This is a genomic window from Klebsiella sp. 10, assembly GCF_018223925.1.
Classification (GTDB): Bacteria; Pseudomonadota; Gammaproteobacteria; order Enterobacterales; family Enterobacteriaceae; genus Klebsiella; species Klebsiella pneumoniae.
This window is the reverse complement of record NZ_JAGRRB010000014.1, coordinates 17,023-34,766: the sequence shown is the minus strand read 5'-3', so window position 1 is coordinate 34,766 and position 17,744 is coordinate 17,023. Positions and strand designations below refer to the sequence as shown.

The window sequence follows — 17,744 nt, the reverse complement described above, 5'->3', positions numbered from 1 at the left end:
GACGCTATGTTTCCTCTCGCCCATTTTTTACGCCAGGAACTGCGCGACGCGCCGGGACGCGCCAGCTACACGCTGCGCCTGACGCTAAGCTGCGCGGTGCTCATCACCCTGTTTATGACCCTGCAGATCCCTTTCCTGGCCGTTGCGCTGATCGTCGTGTTCTACGTCAGCCAGCCTAACGTGTTGATGATTAAGCTGGTCAGCGTGGTCTTTTTTGTCACCGTCACCGTGGCGCTCGGCGGCGTGCTGCTGATCATCAAGTGGACCTATGACTACCCGCTGATCCGCCTGGCGGCCTCCGTGGCGCTCTTTTTCTGCGCCCTCTATCTGATGCGGGTGCTGGGCAAGCTGGGACTGGCCTTTTTCGTGGTGGCGCTGGCGGTGATTTACGCTCAGACCTTCCCGTCGATGACCAGCCAGAGCGAGATCCTGGTGCGGCTGCTGCTTTGGCTGTGGGTGGCGATTAACACCGCGATCCTCGTCACCCTGCTGGTCAACGCCTGCTTTCAGCAGGCCTTTCCCGGTAACCAGTTTAAGGCGCGTCTGGCCGGGATGCTGCACGAGGTCGCCCGGCGGCTGGCGGCCCCGGACGCTGAAGCGCCACCGACCTTCGGCGAGACCGCCGCGCAGTTCAATCAGCTGCAGTCGCTATTCGCCCAGGCCAGCCGGGCGACACCGGAGATCGCCGCCGATCCCCAGGCCTGGCGCTCGCGGCTGGCCGCCACTTTGCGCTGCTACCAGCTGACGGCCCTGCTGCAAGCAGACGAGGCGGATAGTGACGATCGCCAGCAGCTGTCGCAGGCGGTACTTCAGCTGAAGAACGCCCTTAGCGAGGGGCCGTTTGACGGCGCTATTCCTCCCCTGACGCTCAGCGGTCGCGGCGTCAATCGCGCTGTTCTGCAGGAGATGGCTACCACTCTGCAGCGGCTGGCGCAGGGTGAGCCGGTTGCCCTGCCGCAGGGTGAGCCGGTTGCCCTGCCGCAGGGTGAGGTGGAGAAGGCGCCCCTGCTGGCGCCGGACGCCTGGCGCAACCCGGCATATCTCCATTTTGCGCTCAAGACCCTGCTGGCGACCCTAATCTGCTATGTCTTCTATACCGCTGCCGACTGGCAGGGTCTACATACCATTATGCTGAGCTGCGTGATCGTCGCCCAGCCCGGGCTGGGCGCCACGATGCAAAAGACATGGCTGCGCATCGGCGGGGCGCTGCTCGCCTCCCTGCTGGCACTGCTGTTAATCGTCTTTGTCCAGCCCTGGACCGATTCGCTGACGGGCCTGCTGGCGATGTCCCTGCCGGTGCTGGCGCTGGCGGCGTGGATTGCCGCCGGCTCGGAGCGTATCGCCTACGCCGGGATCCAGATTGGTTTCACCTTTGCGCTGGCCTTTCTCAGCTGGTTTGCTCCGCTGACGAACCTCACCGAGCTGCGGGATCGGGTGCTGGGCATCCTGCTCGGGGTGCTGGTCTCCTCCATTGTTCATTTGTATCTCTGGCCGGACAGCGAAGCGCCGCAGCTGAAAACCCGCCTTGCGGCACTTTATCGCCGGCTGGCGGACTGCCTCGCCGCCCCGAAGGAGGCGGTTCCGCTGGCTCCCCTGCTTGTCGCCTTCACCGACAGCGAAGCGCTGCTCCACCGGGTTCGCGCCGAACCGCTGGGCACGTATGCTCACCCCTGGCCCCAGGCGAAAGGCTGGCCGATGCGCGCCACCCTCGCCCAGGCCGAGGAGATCGCCCGCCTCAGCGAAGGCTACCGACTCAACGCCGCGCCGGGAGACCCGACCCTGGCCCGCTGCGCCGAACAGCTGCGGCGCTACGCTGAACGTATCGAACAGGAGGCGACGGCGCCTGGCGAACAGCTGTCCGTCGACCTCCGCAATCCCTTTGGCCCGGCGCTGGCCGCCGCGCTGGCCGCCCTGCCCGACTGGGGCCAGACACCGATCGCGACTGAGCAACAGGCTAAAACGTCATGATGATCCTTCCTTTCTCCGCGCGGCTGCGCGGCACTCTTTTTACCCTGACGCTGACGCTGCTCAGCGGCTGCGCGTTGATCCAGGATGAGCCTGCCCAGGTCGCCATCGTCAATCCGCAGCAGGCCCAGCTGGCGCAGGTGATCCACCTGGCGAACAGCGACTGGCCGGCAGCCCGCTGGTGGGAGGCCTATGATGATCCTCAGCTCAATATGCTGATCAACCGGGCGCTGCAGAACTCGCCGACCATGCAGGCCGCTCGGCTGCGCATCTCCCAGTCGCAGTCCACGGTGGAGCTCGCCCGGTCGGCGATGGGCCTGCAGGCCACCGCCGTCGCGGCGCAAAACCGCCTGCGGATCACCGACAAATCCTTTAGCTGGCCCTACTCCTACTCCCTGCCGGTGGATAAAAACGGCCCCTGGTATACGCTGAATACCGTTGGCGTCGGGGCGCAGCTGAATATCGATCTCTGGGGGGCCGATGGCGCCCGGGTCGCCGCGGCAATTGGCGAGAAAAACGCCCGGCTGGCGGAGACCGCCGGCATTGAGCTCGACATCGCCAGCAGCGTGGCACAGCTCTATTTCGCCATGCAGGCGACGTTCCAGAAAATCGCGCTGCTGCAGGAGCTGGAGGGCATTGCCCGCTTCTCGGTGGAAGCCCACGAGCACCGGACCCGGCGCGGCCTGGAAGACAGTGTGGATGTGGCCAACGCCCAGGCCGAACAGCTCGCCGCTCGCCAGCAGATCATTAGCGCCGAGGGGATGCTGACCCAGTATCGTGAAACCCTGCGGGCGCTGATCGGCGCCGATGCGCAGAGCATGCCGGCCATCCATCCGGTGGCGCTACCGGCACTCCAGGAGACGCTGCCGCCGTCGCTCTCTTTCGAGCTGCTGGCCCGTCGTCCGGATTTGCAGGCGCTGCGGGGCTACGTCACCGCCTCCCTGAGCCAGGTCGATGCGGCGAAAGCGGCCTTCTATCCCCATTTTGATATCAAAGCGTTCTGGGGCTATAACGCCCTGAGCGTCGGGGATCTGTTTAAGTCCTCTTTCCAGCAGATCAACCTGCTGCCCGGGCTGTATCTGCCGATCTTCGACGGCGGTCGTCTGAACGCTAATCTGCAGTCGGTACGCACCGCCAGCAACATCCTGATCAAACAGTACAACCAGGCGGTGCTGGACGCGGTTCGCGATGTCGCCATCAGCTCCAGCCAGCTTAACGACCTGAATCAGCAGCGCGCGCTGCAGCAGCTGAAAGTCACCGCGGCGCAAACCACCACCGATAGCGCTCGCGCCCATTATCAGCGCGGCCTGCTCAGCCGCTACGCCGCCGAAGAAGCCCGCCGGGTGGTCCTCGCCCAGCAGCTGTTGCTGCTGGACATTGAGGCCCAGCGGCTGAGCACCGACATTACCCTGATCAAAGCCCTGGGCGGCGGCTACCGCGGCCAGTAACAAAAATGCCTTCCCCGAGGGGAAGGCATTCAGACTGCAGACAAAGTGCAATCTTCAGCGCTTGCCCGGCGGCGCTGCGCTTGCGCGGGCCTACAGCTAACTGCATAACTGTCTGATATTGGAGTTTTTTGTAGGCCGGGTAAGGCGAAAGCCGCCACCCGGCAGAAAGGCGGGCACAATAACGAAACGGGCTTGTTATCCGCCAGAATGCCTTCCCAATAGGGGAAGGCAATCAGACTGCAGACAAAGTGCAATCTTCAGCGCTTGCGCGGGCCTACAGCTAACTGCATAACTGTTTGATATTGGAGTTTTGTAGGCCGGGTAAGGCGAAAGCCGCCACCCGGCAGAAAGGCGAACACAATAACGAAACGGGTTTGTCATCCGCCAGAATGCCTTCCCAATAGGGGAAGGCATTAAGCTGAAGAGGCGGGGTGGATGCGCGGCGATTACACCAGGGCGCGCAGCTCTTCCCGCATATAGGTGGAAAAGAATTCCGGATGCTTAATCACCAGCCGTTCGCCGGCGGCGACCCGTTCAGCCCACTCCGCCACTTTGTCGGTAAACCCAGCGCTCCAGCCCTGCTGTTGGCCGCGCGCAGCGACGTCGGCCGGGGTGGCTGGTACGCCCAGTTCTTTTAAATATTTGAGAATTCCCTTCGCGGTACTTTCATCCATAGACTGTGGTACTGGCTCAGACGTATTCATACCACCGATGAAATCCAATGCTTTATCAATGACTGCTGGCATAGGTGTGTCCTTATATTAACCACATAGTAAACCTGACTACACTATGGACCGGAAAGCGACGTGATTTCAAAGAACACGCTCACGTTATGGGACATCGCGCATTGTGAAAAGGGGATTTTGTTCTGCTGGGTCGGGGATTGGACAAAAAACAAGCCGGCCCCACCGGGCCGGCCTGAGGCTTGCGTCAGGCGTTGCTGAGGGATTTTTGCGCGGCGCTGGACCGACTGTTCTCCAGCATCCGGCGGACCGGGACAATCAGCACGGCCAGCACGGCGGCGCAGATCAGCAATGCGATGGAGCAGCGGGCGAAGAGGTCCGGCAGCAGCGACAGCTGATCGGCCTTCACATGACCGCCGATCAGGCCCGCCGCCAGGTTACCCAGCGCGCTGGCGCAGAACCACAGCCCCATCATCTGGCCGCGCATTCTCTCCGGCGCCAGCAGAGTCATGGTCGCCAGCCCAATCGGGCTGAGGCACAGTTCACCGAGCGTCAGCATCAGGATGCTGCCCACCAGCCACAGCGGCGACACACCGGCCCCGCCGTTGCTCAGAACGTTCTGCGCCGCCAGCATCATCAGGCCAAAGCCCGCCGCTGCGCACAGGATGCCAATGACGAATTTGGTCATACTGCCCGGACGAACGTTTTTACGCGCCAGCGCAGGCCACGCCCAGCTGAATACCGGCGCGAGGAGAATGATAAACAAGGCGTTAATCGACTGGAACCAGACCGCGGGGATCTCAAAATCGCCGATCATCCGGTTGGTGTAGTCGTTAGCAAACAGGTTGAAGGAGGTCGGTTTCTGTTCAAACGCGGACCAGAAAAAGGCCGCCGAGACCAGCAAAATAAAGCATACCAGCAGGCGCGCCCGCTCTTTACGGTTGAGTCCGGCGAAAACGAACAGCCAGATGAAATAGAGCGCCACGGAGGCGGCAATCACATAGACCAGCACGCTGGCCACCGCCACCGGGTTAATCACGATCGTGCCCAGGCTGATAAGCGTGACCAGCACCGCCACTCCCAGAGCCAGCGCCAGCAGCCACGCTCCAACGCCATTCTTTTTCGCCACCGGGCTGTTCCAGGTGGAATCGAGGCCAACCTCCGCGTCATAGCGCTTCATCGACGGTACGGCAAAGACACGGAAAATGATCAGCGCCACCAGCATCCCGATCCCCCCGATGCCGAAGCCCCAGTGCCAGCCATGCGATTTGATAAGCCAGCCAGAGATCAATGGCGCGATAAACGAGCCGATGTTGATCCCCATGTAAAACAGCGAAAAACCACCGTCGCGGCGCGCGTCGCCCTTTTTATACAGGGTGCCGACCATCACCGAGATACAGGTTTTAAACAACCCGGAACCCAGGACGATAAACATCAGACCGATAAAGAACAGATCGTTGCCCAGCCATGCTGACAGAGCGATCGACAGGTGCCCCAGGGCGATCAGGATAGAGCCGTACCAGACGGCGCGTTGTTGGCCAAGCCAGTTATCCGCCAGCCAGCCGCCAGGCAGCGCGGCCAGATACATACTGCCGGCAAAAATCCCAACGATCGCCGAGGCGTTCTCTCGCGCCAGGCCCATGCCGCCGTCGTACACTGTCGCCGCCATAAACAGGATCAGTAAAGGACGGATGCCGTAAAACGAGAAGCGCTCCCACATTTCAGTGAAGAACAGGGAGCCCAGCGGATAAGGATGGCCGAAAAAGGTACGGCTTTCGTTTTTATTAACAGAGGAATGCATAAATTCTCCAGGTAAGGTGCGCCGCAGCGCAAGTTAACCGTATAAAGCAGGCTGACGATTTATAATTTGTTTGTATTAACATCAAACACGAGCATTTTTAACCATTTGATAACCACGCAATGGTTTTGTCCAGCCCCTTACCTTCCCTTTTTAGATGAAAAGTCGACAAACATCTAGTTTTACAGATTTAATGTTCGCAATAATGCAAACGACGTTGACTTTATATCATTACGCACAAAACGAAATTTTACCCATTAAAAACAAACAGTTAATAATTTATCGAGAGACATAAACCACCGGCGCAGAGGCGGTGTATAACGGCAGGAAAAGTAAGGGAAACAGACTGGATAGTGGAGAAATAGCGCTAAGCGAGAATATTGTCAGCAATCCAGGCGCTACATACCTGGAGAGCCTACCATACAGCAGGATTAACACGGCATGCCGGCTGCTACAGCCGGCGCCATTCTGCGCGCTATTTCACACGCTGCCCTGCGGCATCAATGACTGGCTCACCGTCCTCCTTCACGAATGCGCCTTGTTGCGGCGCCGTCAGGATCTCCAGCACCACCTCTGACGGGCGGCAGAGTCGGGTGCCCTGCGGCGTCGTTACGATCGGACGGTTAATCAGGATCGGATGCTGAAGCATAAAGTCGATTATCTGGTCGTCAGTAAACCGGTCTTCCGCCAGGCCCAGCGCGTCGTAGGGTTCGACGTTTTTCCGCAGCAGGGCGCGCACCGGGATCCCCATCGCGGCGAGCAGCTGGCGCAGCTCATCACCCGACGGCGGCGTCTCCAGATAATAGATAACGGTGGGCTCGGCGCCGCTGTTACGGATCAGCGCCAGCGTATTACGCGAGGTGCCGCAGTCAGGGTTATGGTAAATGGTGATGCTCATAGTACGTTCTCATGGCTGGTTGAAGGAGAGACGCAGCGCCAGCGCGGCCAGCGTCACAAGCAGCACCGGCAGGGTCATGGTGATGCCGCAGCGGAAATAATACCCCCAACCGATGGTGATGTGCTTCTGCGCCAGCACATGCAGCCACAGCAGCGTGGCCAGGCTACCAATTGGCGTGATCTTGGGCCCCAGATCGCAGCCGATGACGTTGGCATAAATCATGGCCTCTTTGATCGTCCCTGTTGCCGCGCTGCCATCAATCGACAGGGCGCCGACCAGTACGCTGGGCATATTATTCATTATTGAAGAGAGGAAGGCCGACAGGATACCGGTGCCCAGCGTCGCGGCCCAGAGCCCGCGCTCCGCCAGCATGTTCAGCACCGTGGTCAGATAATCCGTTAACCCGGCGTTTCGCAGACCATACACCACCAGATACATTCCCAGCGAGAAGATCACTATCTGCCACGGGGCGCCGCGCAGCACCTTGCCGGTGTTAATTACCCGCCCGCGCTTCGCGACAGCAAACAGGATCCCGGCGCCGAGCGCCGCGATGGCGCTGACCGGGATCCCCAGCGGTTCAAGGGCGAAAAAGCCAGCCAGCAACAGCAGCAGCACGCCCCAGCCGGTGCGGAACGTCGCTGGATCTTTTATCGCCGTGGCCGGCGCTTTTAGTAACGCCATATCCCAGGCCGGCGGGATATCCTTGCGAAAGAACAGGTGCAGCATCGCCAGGGTGGTGAGGATCGCCGCGAGATCGACCGGCACCATCACCGAAGCGTACTCCCTGAAGCCGATGGCAAAGAAATCTGCCGAAACGATATTCACCAGATTCGACACCACCAGCGGCAGGCTGGCGGTATCGGCAATAAATCCGGCGGCCATGACAAAGGCCAGCATCGTTCCCTTGCTGAACCCCAGCGCTCGCAGCATGGCAATCACGATTGGCGTGAGGATCAGCGCCGCCCCATCGTTGGCAAACAGCGCCGCCACAGCCGCGCCGAGCAGGATAATCCAGGTAAACAGCAGACGACCCCGGCCTCTTCCCCAGCGGGAAACGTGCAGCGCGGCCCATTCGAAAAAGCCAGACTCATCAAGCAGCAGGCTGATAATGATAACGGCGATAAAGGTGGCGGTCGCATTCCAGACGATATGCCATACCACCGGGATATCGGCTACCTGTACGCCACCGGTGGCCAGCGCCAGCGCCGCGCCAAATGCCGCGCTCCAGCCGATCCCTAACCCCCGCGGCTGCCAGATCACCAGCACCAGGGTCAGGATAAAAATCGTACCTGCCAGCAACATCGTTCCTCCGCCAATCACATTCGAAAAATCATATATGTTAAGATAAATTTTTTACCGGCAACCCGCCCCGCCAGCCAGTCTGCTGATCATCAGCCGCACATCCTCCTGCTGACTGAGCCAGGCCTGCTCAATCACCTGCGCCGCCCAGGCCGGCATCTGCGGAGAGAGGCGGTAATGGACCCACTTACCCTGTTTACGATCCAGCAGCAATCCGCTCTCACGGAGCATCGCCAGATGGCGGGAGATCTTGGGCTGGGACTGGGCGAGCGCCGTACAGAGATCGCACACGCACAGCTCTCCACGCGCCTTGAGCAGCAATACGATCCCCAGCCGAGTTTCATCGGCGAGGTTTTTGAACAGTTGCAGGGGCAATAAAGACATGATTTCTCCTCAAGCGTGACGGACAGCATACGGGGCCACAAAGAAAGATCAATATACATGCGAAAAAACATATATATTAATTCACGTCTGCGATGAGCATCCGGGATGTTGCGCCCCGCCATCCCTGCTAAATAGCACGGAAAAATGCCGCGTTTTCTTTTATCCATCATCGAAATATGTCAGGCTGGAGATCCCATTGGATTGCCAGGGCTTTCAGGATGAGTACGATTTATGTGGTTGTTTTAACGTATATAAAACCGCTCGAAGAGGTTGACCGTGCGATCCCCGCCCACATCGAATGGCTCAAAAAAGGCTATGCCGACGGCCTCTTTCTCGCCTCCGGCCGCCGTATTCCCCGCACCGGCGGCGTCATTCTGGCAAAATGCGATAGCCGGGAAACTCTGCAAGCGCGTCTGAGCCAGGATCCCTTCCAGCAGCTGGGTCTCGCCCGTACAGAGATTATTCCCTTTGAGGCCAGCATGGCGTCACCCGCGCTGCAGTCGCTGTTATAACCCTGTCTGAAAGCATATCCCGGAGGAAAAATGCAGCCGTACTTTCACTGGATCAATGAACCTGCCGAGTGGCGCCGCGATGCCGACGGCCTGACGGTGGTCACTAATAAGCATACCGACTTCTGGCGCCATACCTGGTATGGCTTCGAGCGCTTCTCTGGCCATCTCTATGCCGCAGAAGTGGCGGGCGATTTTACCCTGCAGGCAAAAATCTGTGCGGATTTCACCACGCTTTACGACCAGGCCGGGCTGATGATGATGGCCGACGAGCAGACCTGGCTGAAGGCGGGAATTGAATTCAATGACGATGCCCCGGCCATCGGCAGCGTACTGACGCTAACCCACTCCGACTGGGCCACCGGGCTTTTCCCCGGCGACCCGCGCACCTTCTGGCTGCGGCTGACCCGCAAGGGCGACGCGTTAAGGCTGCAGTATTCAACCGACGGCGAGCACTGGCCGCTGCTGCGGCTCGGCTACTTTCCGCCAGGCCCGGTGAAAGCGGGCGTCATGTGCTGCTCACCGGAGCGTGGCGGACTGGCGGTTGCGTTTCAGGATATTCAGCTTTCCCCNNCCCCGCCGCTGGACAAAGCGCTGCACGATCTGAGCTGAACGCTAGCGGGAAGACCCGACTTTCTCTGCATCCTGGGGCCCAGGATTGCAGGGTTCGCTGGTGCCAGGGAGATAAAAATGAGCGTGCTTATCGGGATCGGTGCCGCCAGGGCACCCTGCCCGACCCGAGGAATTATCGATATCGCCGCCGTTCGAACCGTTGCCGCCGTCGGCGCCAGCGCTCACCGACTGCCCGTTATGGCCACCGTGAACACCATGCGCAGCACTGGCCGAAAACGCCACCAGCGCGAATATACAGACTATGAAGCGTCTGCCCATTGATACCTCTCCCTTATTGATATTCCCAGCCTATGACGTTGGTGATGGGTTAAGCCGTTGAGCGGCAAAAATCATCGCGATAAAAACCGCTTTATCCGCAAGGAGTATAGGGTTAAGGCTGAGGGAAAGACAGGATCTATGCCTTCAGATATTTCGCACGCAAAATAGCCTTTATTCCGCGGCATGCATTATCAGGAAATCAATCAGGGCTTTCACCCTTTTCGTTCTGCCTGCGTTTTTTGGGTAATAGAGATAAACCGGCGGATAGGTTTTCCAGTAGTCCTCCATCACGGGAATAAACTGCTCACGATCGGGCTGTAATTGCAGGATTGGTTCAAATAAACGGCCAATCCCCAGTCCGTGGCGAATACCGTCGGCCATGACGTCAATATCATTGCTGATTAACTGTCCGGGCATCTCGACGGTGAGCTGCTCGCCGTGGTCATTGAGGATCAGCGGCAGGATGCGGTTGTTGGTAATAAAGCGATAGCCAATCAGCCGGTGATGATGGAGATCGGCAGGCATCGCGGGCACGCCATATTCGGCAAGATAGGCAGAGGAGGCGTATAGCCCTTCACGAAACGGCTTCATTAACGGGCGGGCGACCACGCCGCCTTCGAGAATATCGCCAAAGCGGATCCCAAGGTCGAAACGTTCTTCAATAATATTGACGGTACCGTCATAGACCGATATTTCCAGCTGGATCCCCGGATATTGCTGACAAAATGCCGCCATCGCCGGTTTGAGAATAAGCAGGTAGGCAAAGCGCGAGAGGGTTATTCTCACTGCCCCGGAGGGCTCCTGATTCTGGTCGCGGATGATTTCCAGCGACTTTTCCAGTGTCTCCACCGCCGCGGCGGTCTGCTCCAGCAGCTGTTGCCCGGTTTCCGTCAGCTCGATACGCCGGGTAGTGCGCACAAAAAGGGGGTGGCCAATATGCTCCTCCAGCAGCCTGAGCGCATTGCTGACCGACGGCGGCGTGATTTCGAGCTTGCGCGCGGCGGCCGAGATATTGCCCTCGCGCGCAATGCTCTGAAAGATGCGTATCTGATTATAAAGCGCGTTATTCATAGCATCTCCTTAAGACACCCTCGCCTGATTATTAAGTACAGGCTAAATATTCTTAAGTCAATGACCGCCTAATCTTCCCCCCCTGCGGCTCGTATACTTTTGTCTCTTCCCGCTGATAACGACTTTCCGGAGACAACTATGCGAATTTTATGTCTGGATATCCCTGCCCCCGGCGCGACGCTGGAACACTATGCGCCGCACCTTACCGCAGAAGCCCTGCACGCCTGGGGACTGTACAAGTCAGGCTTTATTCGCGACATCTATTTCCGTCAGGATCGACCCGGCGTCGCTATTTTCCTCGAGTGCGACACCGTGGAAGAGGCGAATAATGTCATGGCCGAATTTCCGCTGGCAAAAGCGGGTCTATTAACCTTCGAGTGTATTCCACTCGGCTCGTTTATTAGCTGGGAAAATCTCTTCTCTGCTGAATTTAAACATCAGGAGTAACGTTGGGAATGGCTCATATTCTTGTCGTTTCCGGGCATCCGGATCTTAACCATTCCATCGCCAACGCCACCATCCTCGATGAGCTGGCGACCGCCCTGCCTGATGCGGAAATCCGTCGTCTGGACTGGCTCTATCCGGACGGCAAATTCAACATCGCCGCTGAGCAGGAAAGCCTGCTGCAGGCGGATGTGATTGTCTGGCAGTTTCCCTTTAGCTGGTATGGGCTGCCCGGGTTAATGAAACAGTGGCTGGACGAGGTATTTGTCCACGGCTTCGCCCATGGCTCAACGGCGAAACTGGGTGGTAAAAAGCTGATCCTCTCCTTCACCACGGGAGCGCCACAGGCGCTCTATACCGCTGACGGTTTCTTTGGCCATGCCATTGAGGAGTATCTCCTTCCCTTCGAGACCACGGCCAGGCTGTGCAATCTTGAGCTGCTGGCGCCGGTTTATACCTGCGGTATTAGCTACGCCGACCGGGATGCCGACAAAATCGCTCAGCAAAAAACGCTTGCCCGGGAACACGCGGCCAGACTGATCGCGCGGCTTAATACTCTGGTGGAATAACCCAAAGGGAGAAAATAACGATGCAGTATACCCGGCTCGGGAAGAGTGACTTACTGGTCTCCCGTATCTGCATGGGATGTATGGGGTTTGGCGATCCGTCAACGGGTCAGCATCGCTGGACGCTGGACGAAACAGCCAGCCGGGACATCATCCGCCACGCTCTGGAACAGGGCATCAATTTTTACGATACCGCCATCGCCTATCAGAACGGCTCCAGCGAACGGTACGTTGGCCGGGCGCTGCGGGAGATGGCAAAACGCGAGGAGGTGGTGCTGGCCACCAAGTTTCTGCCACGAACCGCCGCGCAGATTGCCGAGGGGATCAGCGGAAAACAGGCGATAGCCCGCTCGCTTGACCAGAGTCTGCGAAACCTCGGGATGGACTACATCGACCTCTACATCTACCACATCTGGGATTACAACACCCCGGTTATCGACGTGCTGGAGGCGCTGCACACCGCAGTGACCGCCGGCAAGGTGCGCGCGATTGGCATTTCCAATTGCTATGCCTGGCAGTTGGCGAAGGTGAACGCCCTTGCCGAACGCGAAGGGCTGACATCCTTTGTTTCTGTGCAGAGCCACTACAACCTGATTATGCGTGAAGATGAACGAGAGCTGTTCGGGCTGTGCGCGGAAGAGGGTATCGCCATGACTCCCTATAGCGCGCTGGCCAGCGGCCGTCTCTCCCGCTTAGAAGGCCACACGCGGCGAGCGGTGGAAGATGATTATGCCCGGGGCAAATACGACGGCACGGCAGAACAGGACCGGATCATTATTGCCCGCGTCGCCGAACTTGCCGAACGGCATCAGGTCTCCATGACCGAAATTTCGCTGGCCTGGCTGCTGACAAAAGTGACGTCGCCTGTCGTAGGGGCCACAAAAAAAGATCACGTCGATGGCGCGGTAAACGCAGTCAATCTTCACCTGAGCCCGGAGGAAATCCAGTTTCTTGAAGAAACCTACCAGCCGCACGTTCTGACGGGGATCATGGCGCAAAACACGCCGCAAACGAAGGACGTTAAGCAGGTCTGGACGCGGTAACGCTCCGCCCTGCTGATCGGGAAAGGAGCAAATATGAAAAACGTGATTGCCGCGGCAGCCTTGTCGCTTGTGCTGTCTGATTTTGCCTATGCCAACGAACAAAGAGATGAAGCTATGATGAAAATTACCCCTTCCACCCTTGCTGACGCTGATATTCAAGCGGTCTCCCCGGCGCTGGCGCGCTTCGGCCGCGAGGCCATCAGCAACGACCTCTGGCAACGTGACGCCCTGTCCGCCCGCGACCGTAGCATCGTGACCGTAGCGATGCTGATTGCCCGCAACCAGCCAGGCGAGCTGAAGCACTATATTGCCGTTGCGCTCGATAGCGGCGTGACGCCAGCGGAAGTGTCAGAGATTATTACTCACCTCGCCTTCTACGCTGGCTGGCCCAATGCGATGTCAGCCGTCAGCGTCGCTAAAACCATCTTTGAAGCCAGGGGCGTGACGGCAGAGGCCCTGCCCGCCGCCTCGCCAACGCTGCTGCCACTCAATGAACAGGTAGAGAAACAGCGTGCAGACACCGTGGAAAAAAATGTCGGCCCCATTTCGCCTGGCCTGGTTAAATTTACCGCCGACCCGCTGTTTCTCGACCTCTGGCAACGGCCCGCGCTTACGCCCCGCGACAGAAGTCTGGTGACGGTCAGCGCGTTAATCGCCGCCGGACAGAGCGCGCAGATTGGCTACCACCTAAACAGAGCTATGGATAATGGGCTTTCGGCTGAAGAGGCCGGAGAAGTGGTCGCCCAGGCGGCGTTCTACGCGGGATGGCCAAATGCGTTTACCGCCGCCCCGGTGGTCGGTGAGGTATTGCGAGCGCGCGAGAGCAAAGCTGAATAAAAAAGAATAAAGGACAGGGAAGCTGTCCTTTATTTATCGTTAATTGTTAATTTAAAGGTACCACGAGGGCTTTCGATTAGGTCTCGCGGAAAGAACATAAACGGTCTATCGAAGTATGGAGACTTCGATCGTGAGTCTGTTCACATCGCTCATTGAGAAAATTGCCGTTCCGTATGCCGTCATGAGTCTCATCCTTTGAAAGCAGCGATCGCTGTGGCGAGACGGTAGCGCGGACATGTCTATTTGGTCCAGAGATGGACATCTCAATTTAGCTACTACACCGCTACTTCGATTGATGTATTTTATATTAAATATCAATGAATTGAATTATACATTTAATATAAATTGATGTTATAGCAATCGCTATACAGGCTCCTTAGTCATGACTGACCGGGCCACACCGCATATCGCAAGAATTTGCTCTCTCAGCCAGCGGTGACCGGGGTCGCGTTCCATTCTTGGGTGCCACATCTGCGATACCGTAATACGACGGCTTTTGAACGGCAGCTCGAAAAGGTGTACCTGGTCCGTTACCTGCTGATTGAGTAAATAGAGTGCGGGTATCATGGCGATAAGATCCGATTCCAGCGCCACGGAAAGTGCTGTCGGAAATCCCGGTACGACGCTTGCAATTTTACGTTTTGTCCCCAGTTCGGCCAGCGCATCGTCAACGGATCCGTGCAACGCGCCCTCGGGTGACGCTACCACATGGCCCCAGGCGACATAATCACTCACGCCTATTTCAGCCTGCTTAGCCAGCGGGTGCCCTTTACGGACGACGCCAACAAACCGATCCTCAAACAGTCGTTGCAGCCGTATTTCTGGCCCCATATTACTCTGAACGCCAATCTCCAGATCAACCAGCCCTTCCCGAAGATAGCGCGACGTTTTTTCCGGCTTAGGCGCGAAGCGTATACAGACGTCCGGCGCTGCGTCGGCAACCGCTGCTATAAGCGCAGGCCCAAACGCCACCACAAAACCATCGTTTGCCCTGATGGTAAAAAGACGCGCCAGATTTTGCGCGCTGAACGTTTCAGTTGAGGGCTGTAATACCGCCCTGGCATCGTGCACTGCACGCCTGGCGCGATCCCGGGTCGCTTCGGCCCACGGGGTCAGTACCATGTTACGCCCGGCGCGTACCAGGATCGGGTCTCCTGTGACATCGCGTAACCTGCTTAATGTCCGGCTCATGGCCGAAGTGCTGAGGTTCAGACGACGAGCCGCACCTGCGACACTCGCTTCACTCAGCAATACGTCGAGAGCTACCAGCAAATTAAAATCGGGATCAGACATTACCCTTCCTCCCAGCACATTAAGATAAGGCGTTTGATGCAACAATAAAGTGAAAATAGTGCGCCTTCCGCCTGGTAAAAGCCATCTTTATAGTTTTGTCATCCATACACTCTTCTCAGAGGACAAATGATGACGCTCTTTTCCAGTCAACCCGGCGACGAAGGACTGCCTGGCCCGGCGCGCGCACGGGTGATGGCCGCAATAATGACCACCACCTTAATGGGCGTGTTTGATGGCACCATGATCAACATTGCCCTGCCCTCCATGGCTCAGGAGATGCAGGTACCTGCCAGTATTGCCGTCTGGTTCGCCAACGGGTATCTGCTGGCGGCTGCGATGACGCTGGCGATATTCGCGGCGCTTGCGGCCCGTCTGGGTTATCGCCCCGTATTTCTGGCGGGCCTGACGACCTTTACCCTGACATCACTGGGTTGTGCGCTGGCGAATAAGCCCGAAGTGCTTATCGGTATGCGCGTGCTTCAGGGGATCGGCGGCGCGGCGACGCTGAGTATTGCCCCCGCAATACTCAGGTCCGTATTTCCCGGACGCTTACTTGGCCGCATTCTGGGGTTCCATGCCCTGCTCATTGCCTCGAGCTCCGCTATCGGCCCGGTATTGGGCGGTACGATCCTTCACACCCTTAGCTGGCAATGGCTGTTTGCGATAAACGTTCTTCCCGGCACCCTCGCCTTACTGCTGGCGGTCAGAGCGCTGCCGCGGGATGCGATCCGTATGCAGGCGCCCTTCGACACCGTGGGCGCCATATTGTCGGCGCTGCTGTTGGGTTCGACGATCATGGCGGCGAACAGCCTACAGAACGCTACTTTTCAATTCGGCAGCCTTTGCTGGATGGCTCTCGCTGCGCTGAGCGGCATGGCTTTTATCTGGCAAATCCGCCGCACGGGTTCTCCCTTACTGCCGCCGAGCATGTTTAAAAATGAACGTTTTACCCTCGCGGCCTTCACGTCGATGGTTGCTTTCGTCAGCCAGGGGATCACCTTTATTGCGCTACCCTTCCTGTTTCAGAGCGGATACGGCTACAGTCCGGTAGTGTCTGCCCTGCTGTTTACGCCGTGGCCATTAGGGATCGTGCTGATTGCGCCGCATGCAGGCCGTTGGGCGGACACGATATCAGCCCCGGCGATATCCACCCTGGGGCTGGTGATATTTGTCGTCGGTTTGATCCTGCTGGCGACGTTACCCGCCAGACCTTCAATGTGGGATATCTGCCTGCGAAGTCTGGTATGCGGAATAGGGTTTGGCTGCTTTCAGAGTCCCAATAACCGGGAAATGCTCTCAAACGTTATTCGTGAGCACGCGAGTTATGCGTCCGGTGTTTTATCCATTATGCGCACTTTCGGGCAGTGCCTGGGAGCCGCCGCCGTAGCCGTTCTGCTGGCAGCAGATGAAAGGTCAATTCATGTTGCGCTGTGGAGCGCCGCCGCGGCCTCTGCGGTATCGGTCGTCGTCAGCGCGAGCCGGTTGCGTAAAATCACTCATCCTGCGGAAACAGGATAAGCGCGAAAATATCACTAAACGCTACGACTCCAGCGCCAGCAGCGCAAAACGCCGATCCCGCAACCAAAGCGGAGTCTTCCGTCGGGGTTCAATAGACTAACAGAATGCTATAACCGCTGATTTATCAAGGGAAAATTGAGTTAGGTAGACTTCAGGAGACTTGAATTTGGAGCGGGCGAAGGGAATCGAACCCTCGTATAGAGCTTGGGAAGCTCTCGTTCTACCATTGAACTACGCCCGCGAAGAGGTGCGAGAAGCATTATAGCCCTTACGCACCCTGTGACAAGCCTGCCGGATGCTGACTGGCGATAAAATAACCTTTTAGCACTTAGGTTTACTTCCCTGCGGCGGCAGGTAACGCAGCGGATCGATGGCTGTCGCCCGGTAGCGGATCTGGAAATGCAGCCGCACTGAGTCGGCATCCGTACTGCCCATGGTGGCAATTTGCTGGCCGGCCTTCACGCTCTGGCCATTATTCACCATTAGCTTATCGTTGTGGGCATAGGCGGTGATGTAATCCTCGCTGTGCTTAATCATGATCAGGTTGCCATAGCCGCGCAGCTGATTGCCGACGTAGACCACCTTGCCCGCCCCGGCGGCATACACCGGCTGGCCGCGGGTTCCGGCGATATCAATACCTTTATTGCCGCCATCGGCGGTGGAATAAGGCAGGACCACTTTGCCGCTGGTCGGCCAGCGCCAGCAGCGCTGTCCCACCGGCGGCCAGGAGGACTGAGGTACCGCGGACGAAGGCGTGACCGCCGCGGTGCGCGTAGAGGAAGATTTTTTCTTCGTTGTCTTCGTTGAACTGCTGCCGTTAAGCTTCAGCTTCTGCCCCACCTCAATGGTGTAAGGCGGGGAGATGTTATTCAGGCGGGCCAGATCGCGAACGCTGGTGCCGGTGGTGCGGGAGATGCCGTACAGGGTATCGCCGCGTTTAACGGTGTAGGTGCCACCGGAATCGGAGGTGCTGGAGCAGCCGGCCAGCACCAGGCTTGCCGCCAGCATCAGTGTCATATAAAAGCGTTTCATCATCAGGCATCCTGCACTTAACACAACCACTTACCTCGCAATCAGGGCGAATATCATACCAGTCC

At 58.1% G+C, this 17,744-nt stretch carries 18 protein-coding genes and 1 tRNA gene; 9 read left to right on the top strand and 10 right to left on the bottom strand.

Features of this window, described 5'->3' with window-relative positions; genetic code table 11:
* Window positions 1–6: 6 nt before the first annotated feature.
* Window positions 7–1,968: a multidrug efflux transporter permease subunit MdtO gene (gene mdtO / locus KHQ26_RS15970; RefSeq protein ID WP_211777923.1), complete on the top strand. Its 1,962-nt coding sequence runs from the start codon at window positions 7–9 to the stop codon at window positions 1,966–1,968.
* A complete protein-coding gene (locus tag KHQ26_RS15965) occupies window positions 1,965–3,413 on the top strand; it encodes an MdtP family multidrug efflux transporter outer membrane subunit (RefSeq protein ID WP_049125454.1) in 1,449 nt (482 codons plus the stop codon). The genes mdtO and KHQ26_RS15965 overlap by 4 nt, the downstream gene beginning before the upstream one ends.
* Before the next feature lie 446 nt (window positions 3,414–3,859).
* On the opposite strand, the gene KHQ26_RS15960 is transcribed toward KHQ26_RS15965, so the two are convergent.
* The 5 genes from KHQ26_RS15960 to KHQ26_RS15940 all read right to left on the bottom strand — a co-directional run bounded on the left by KHQ26_RS15960 (window position 3,860) and on the right by KHQ26_RS15940 (window position 8,475).
* A complete protein-coding gene (locus KHQ26_RS15960; protein ID WP_002916274.1) occupies window positions 3,860–4,159 on the bottom strand; it encodes a DUF1889 family protein in 300 nt (99 codons plus the stop codon).
* A gap of 184 nt (window positions 4,160–4,343) precedes the next feature.
* A complete protein-coding gene (locus KHQ26_RS15955) occupies window positions 4,344–5,897 on the bottom strand; it encodes a peptide MFS transporter (protein WP_002916277.1) in 1,554 nt (517 codons plus the stop codon).
* Window positions 5,898–6,369: 472 nt separating this feature from the next.
* A complete protein-coding gene (gene arsC, locus KHQ26_RS15950; protein WP_004185524.1) occupies window positions 6,370–6,792 on the bottom strand; it encodes a glutaredoxin-dependent arsenate reductase in 423 nt (140 codons plus the stop codon).
* 9 nt (window positions 6,793–6,801) lie between these two features.
* The gene (locus KHQ26_RS15945; RefSeq protein ID WP_016947387.1) at window positions 6,802–8,094 is read right to left on the bottom strand and encodes an arsenic transporter; all 1,293 of its coding nucleotides are present in this window, start codon (window positions 8,092–8,094) and stop codon (window positions 6,802–6,804) included.
* Between the two features lie 51 nt (window positions 8,095–8,145).
* The gene (locus KHQ26_RS15940) at window positions 8,146–8,475 is read right to left on the bottom strand and encodes a metalloregulator ArsR/SmtB family transcription factor (protein WP_009308608.1); all 330 of its coding nucleotides are present in this window, start codon (window positions 8,473–8,475) and stop codon (window positions 8,146–8,148) included.
* A 218-nt stretch (window positions 8,476–8,693) separates the two neighbouring features.
* Between KHQ26_RS15940 and KHQ26_RS15935 the strand changes: the two genes are divergently transcribed.
* Window positions 8,694–8,987, top strand: a complete 294-nt coding sequence (locus KHQ26_RS15935) for a YciI family protein (RefSeq protein WP_002916282.1) — start codon at window positions 8,694–8,696, stop codon at window positions 8,985–8,987.
* Window positions 8,988–9,017: 30 nt separating this feature from the next.
* Window positions 9,018–9,596, top strand: a complete 579-nt coding sequence (locus KHQ26_RS15930) for a DUF1349 domain-containing protein (RefSeq protein ID WP_211777922.1) — start codon at window positions 9,018–9,020, stop codon at window positions 9,594–9,596.
* Window positions 9,597–9,599: 3 nt separating this feature from the next.
* Here the strand turns inward: KHQ26_RS15930 and KHQ26_RS26225 are convergent, their stop codons facing one another.
* Window positions 9,600–9,875 (bottom strand): hypothetical protein, encoded by a 276-nt coding sequence (locus tag KHQ26_RS26225; RefSeq protein ID WP_323129468.1) that lies wholly within the window; start codon window positions 9,873–9,875, stop codon window positions 9,600–9,602.
* A gap of 171 nt (window positions 9,876–10,046) precedes the next feature.
* The gene (locus KHQ26_RS15920; protein ID WP_004174493.1) at window positions 10,047–10,946 is read right to left on the bottom strand and encodes a LysR family transcriptional regulator; all 900 of its coding nucleotides are present in this window, start codon (window positions 10,944–10,946) and stop codon (window positions 10,047–10,049) included.
* A 138-nt stretch (window positions 10,947–11,084) separates the two neighbouring features.
* Between KHQ26_RS15920 and KHQ26_RS15915 the strand changes: the two genes are divergently transcribed.
* Genes KHQ26_RS15915 through KHQ26_RS15900 form a run of 4 tightly spaced genes read left to right on the top strand, consistent with a single transcriptional unit; the run spans window position 11,085 to window position 13,836 of the window.
* On the top strand, window positions 11,085–11,393 hold the full coding sequence (locus tag KHQ26_RS15915; protein ID WP_004151785.1) for a superoxide dismutase: 309 nt from the start codon (window positions 11,085–11,087) through the stop codon (window positions 11,391–11,393).
* An 8-nt stretch (window positions 11,394–11,401) separates the two neighbouring features.
* Complete coding sequence (locus tag KHQ26_RS15910) at window positions 11,402–11,959, top strand: NAD(P)H-dependent oxidoreductase (RefSeq protein ID WP_004181226.1); 558 nt, start codon at window positions 11,402–11,404, stop codon at window positions 11,957–11,959.
* A gap of 20 nt (window positions 11,960–11,979) precedes the next feature.
* On the top strand, window positions 11,980–12,999 hold the full coding sequence (locus tag KHQ26_RS15905; RefSeq protein WP_009308611.1) for an aldo/keto reductase: 1,020 nt from the start codon (window positions 11,980–11,982) through the stop codon (window positions 12,997–12,999).
* A 33-nt stretch (window positions 13,000–13,032) separates the two neighbouring features.
* On the top strand, window positions 13,033–13,836 hold the full coding sequence (locus KHQ26_RS15900; protein WP_009308612.1) for a carboxymuconolactone decarboxylase family protein: 804 nt from the start codon (window positions 13,033–13,035) through the stop codon (window positions 13,834–13,836).
* A 363-nt stretch (window positions 13,837–14,199) separates the two neighbouring features.
* Here the strand turns inward: KHQ26_RS15900 and KHQ26_RS15895 are convergent, their stop codons facing one another.
* The gene (locus tag KHQ26_RS15895; protein ID WP_002916293.1) at window positions 14,200–15,129 is read right to left on the bottom strand and encodes a LysR family transcriptional regulator; all 930 of its coding nucleotides are present in this window, start codon (window positions 15,127–15,129) and stop codon (window positions 14,200–14,202) included.
* 129 nt (window positions 15,130–15,258) lie between these two features.
* Between KHQ26_RS15895 and KHQ26_RS15890 the strand changes: the two genes are divergently transcribed.
* Window positions 15,259–16,647, top strand: a complete 1,389-nt coding sequence (locus KHQ26_RS15890; protein ID WP_020804155.1) for an MFS transporter — start codon at window positions 15,259–15,261, stop codon at window positions 16,645–16,647.
* Window positions 16,648–16,814: 167 nt separating this feature from the next.
* On the opposite strand, the gene KHQ26_RS15885 is transcribed toward KHQ26_RS15890, so the two are convergent.
* Window positions 16,815–16,888 (bottom strand) — tRNA-Gly (locus tag KHQ26_RS15885).
* Window positions 16,889–16,968: 80 nt separating this feature from the next.
* Window positions 16,969–17,682, bottom strand: a complete 714-nt coding sequence (gene actS / locus KHQ26_RS15880; RefSeq protein ID WP_004157874.1) for an amidase activator ActS — start codon at window positions 17,680–17,682, stop codon at window positions 16,969–16,971.
* Between the last annotated feature and the right edge of the window lie 62 nt (window positions 17,683–17,744).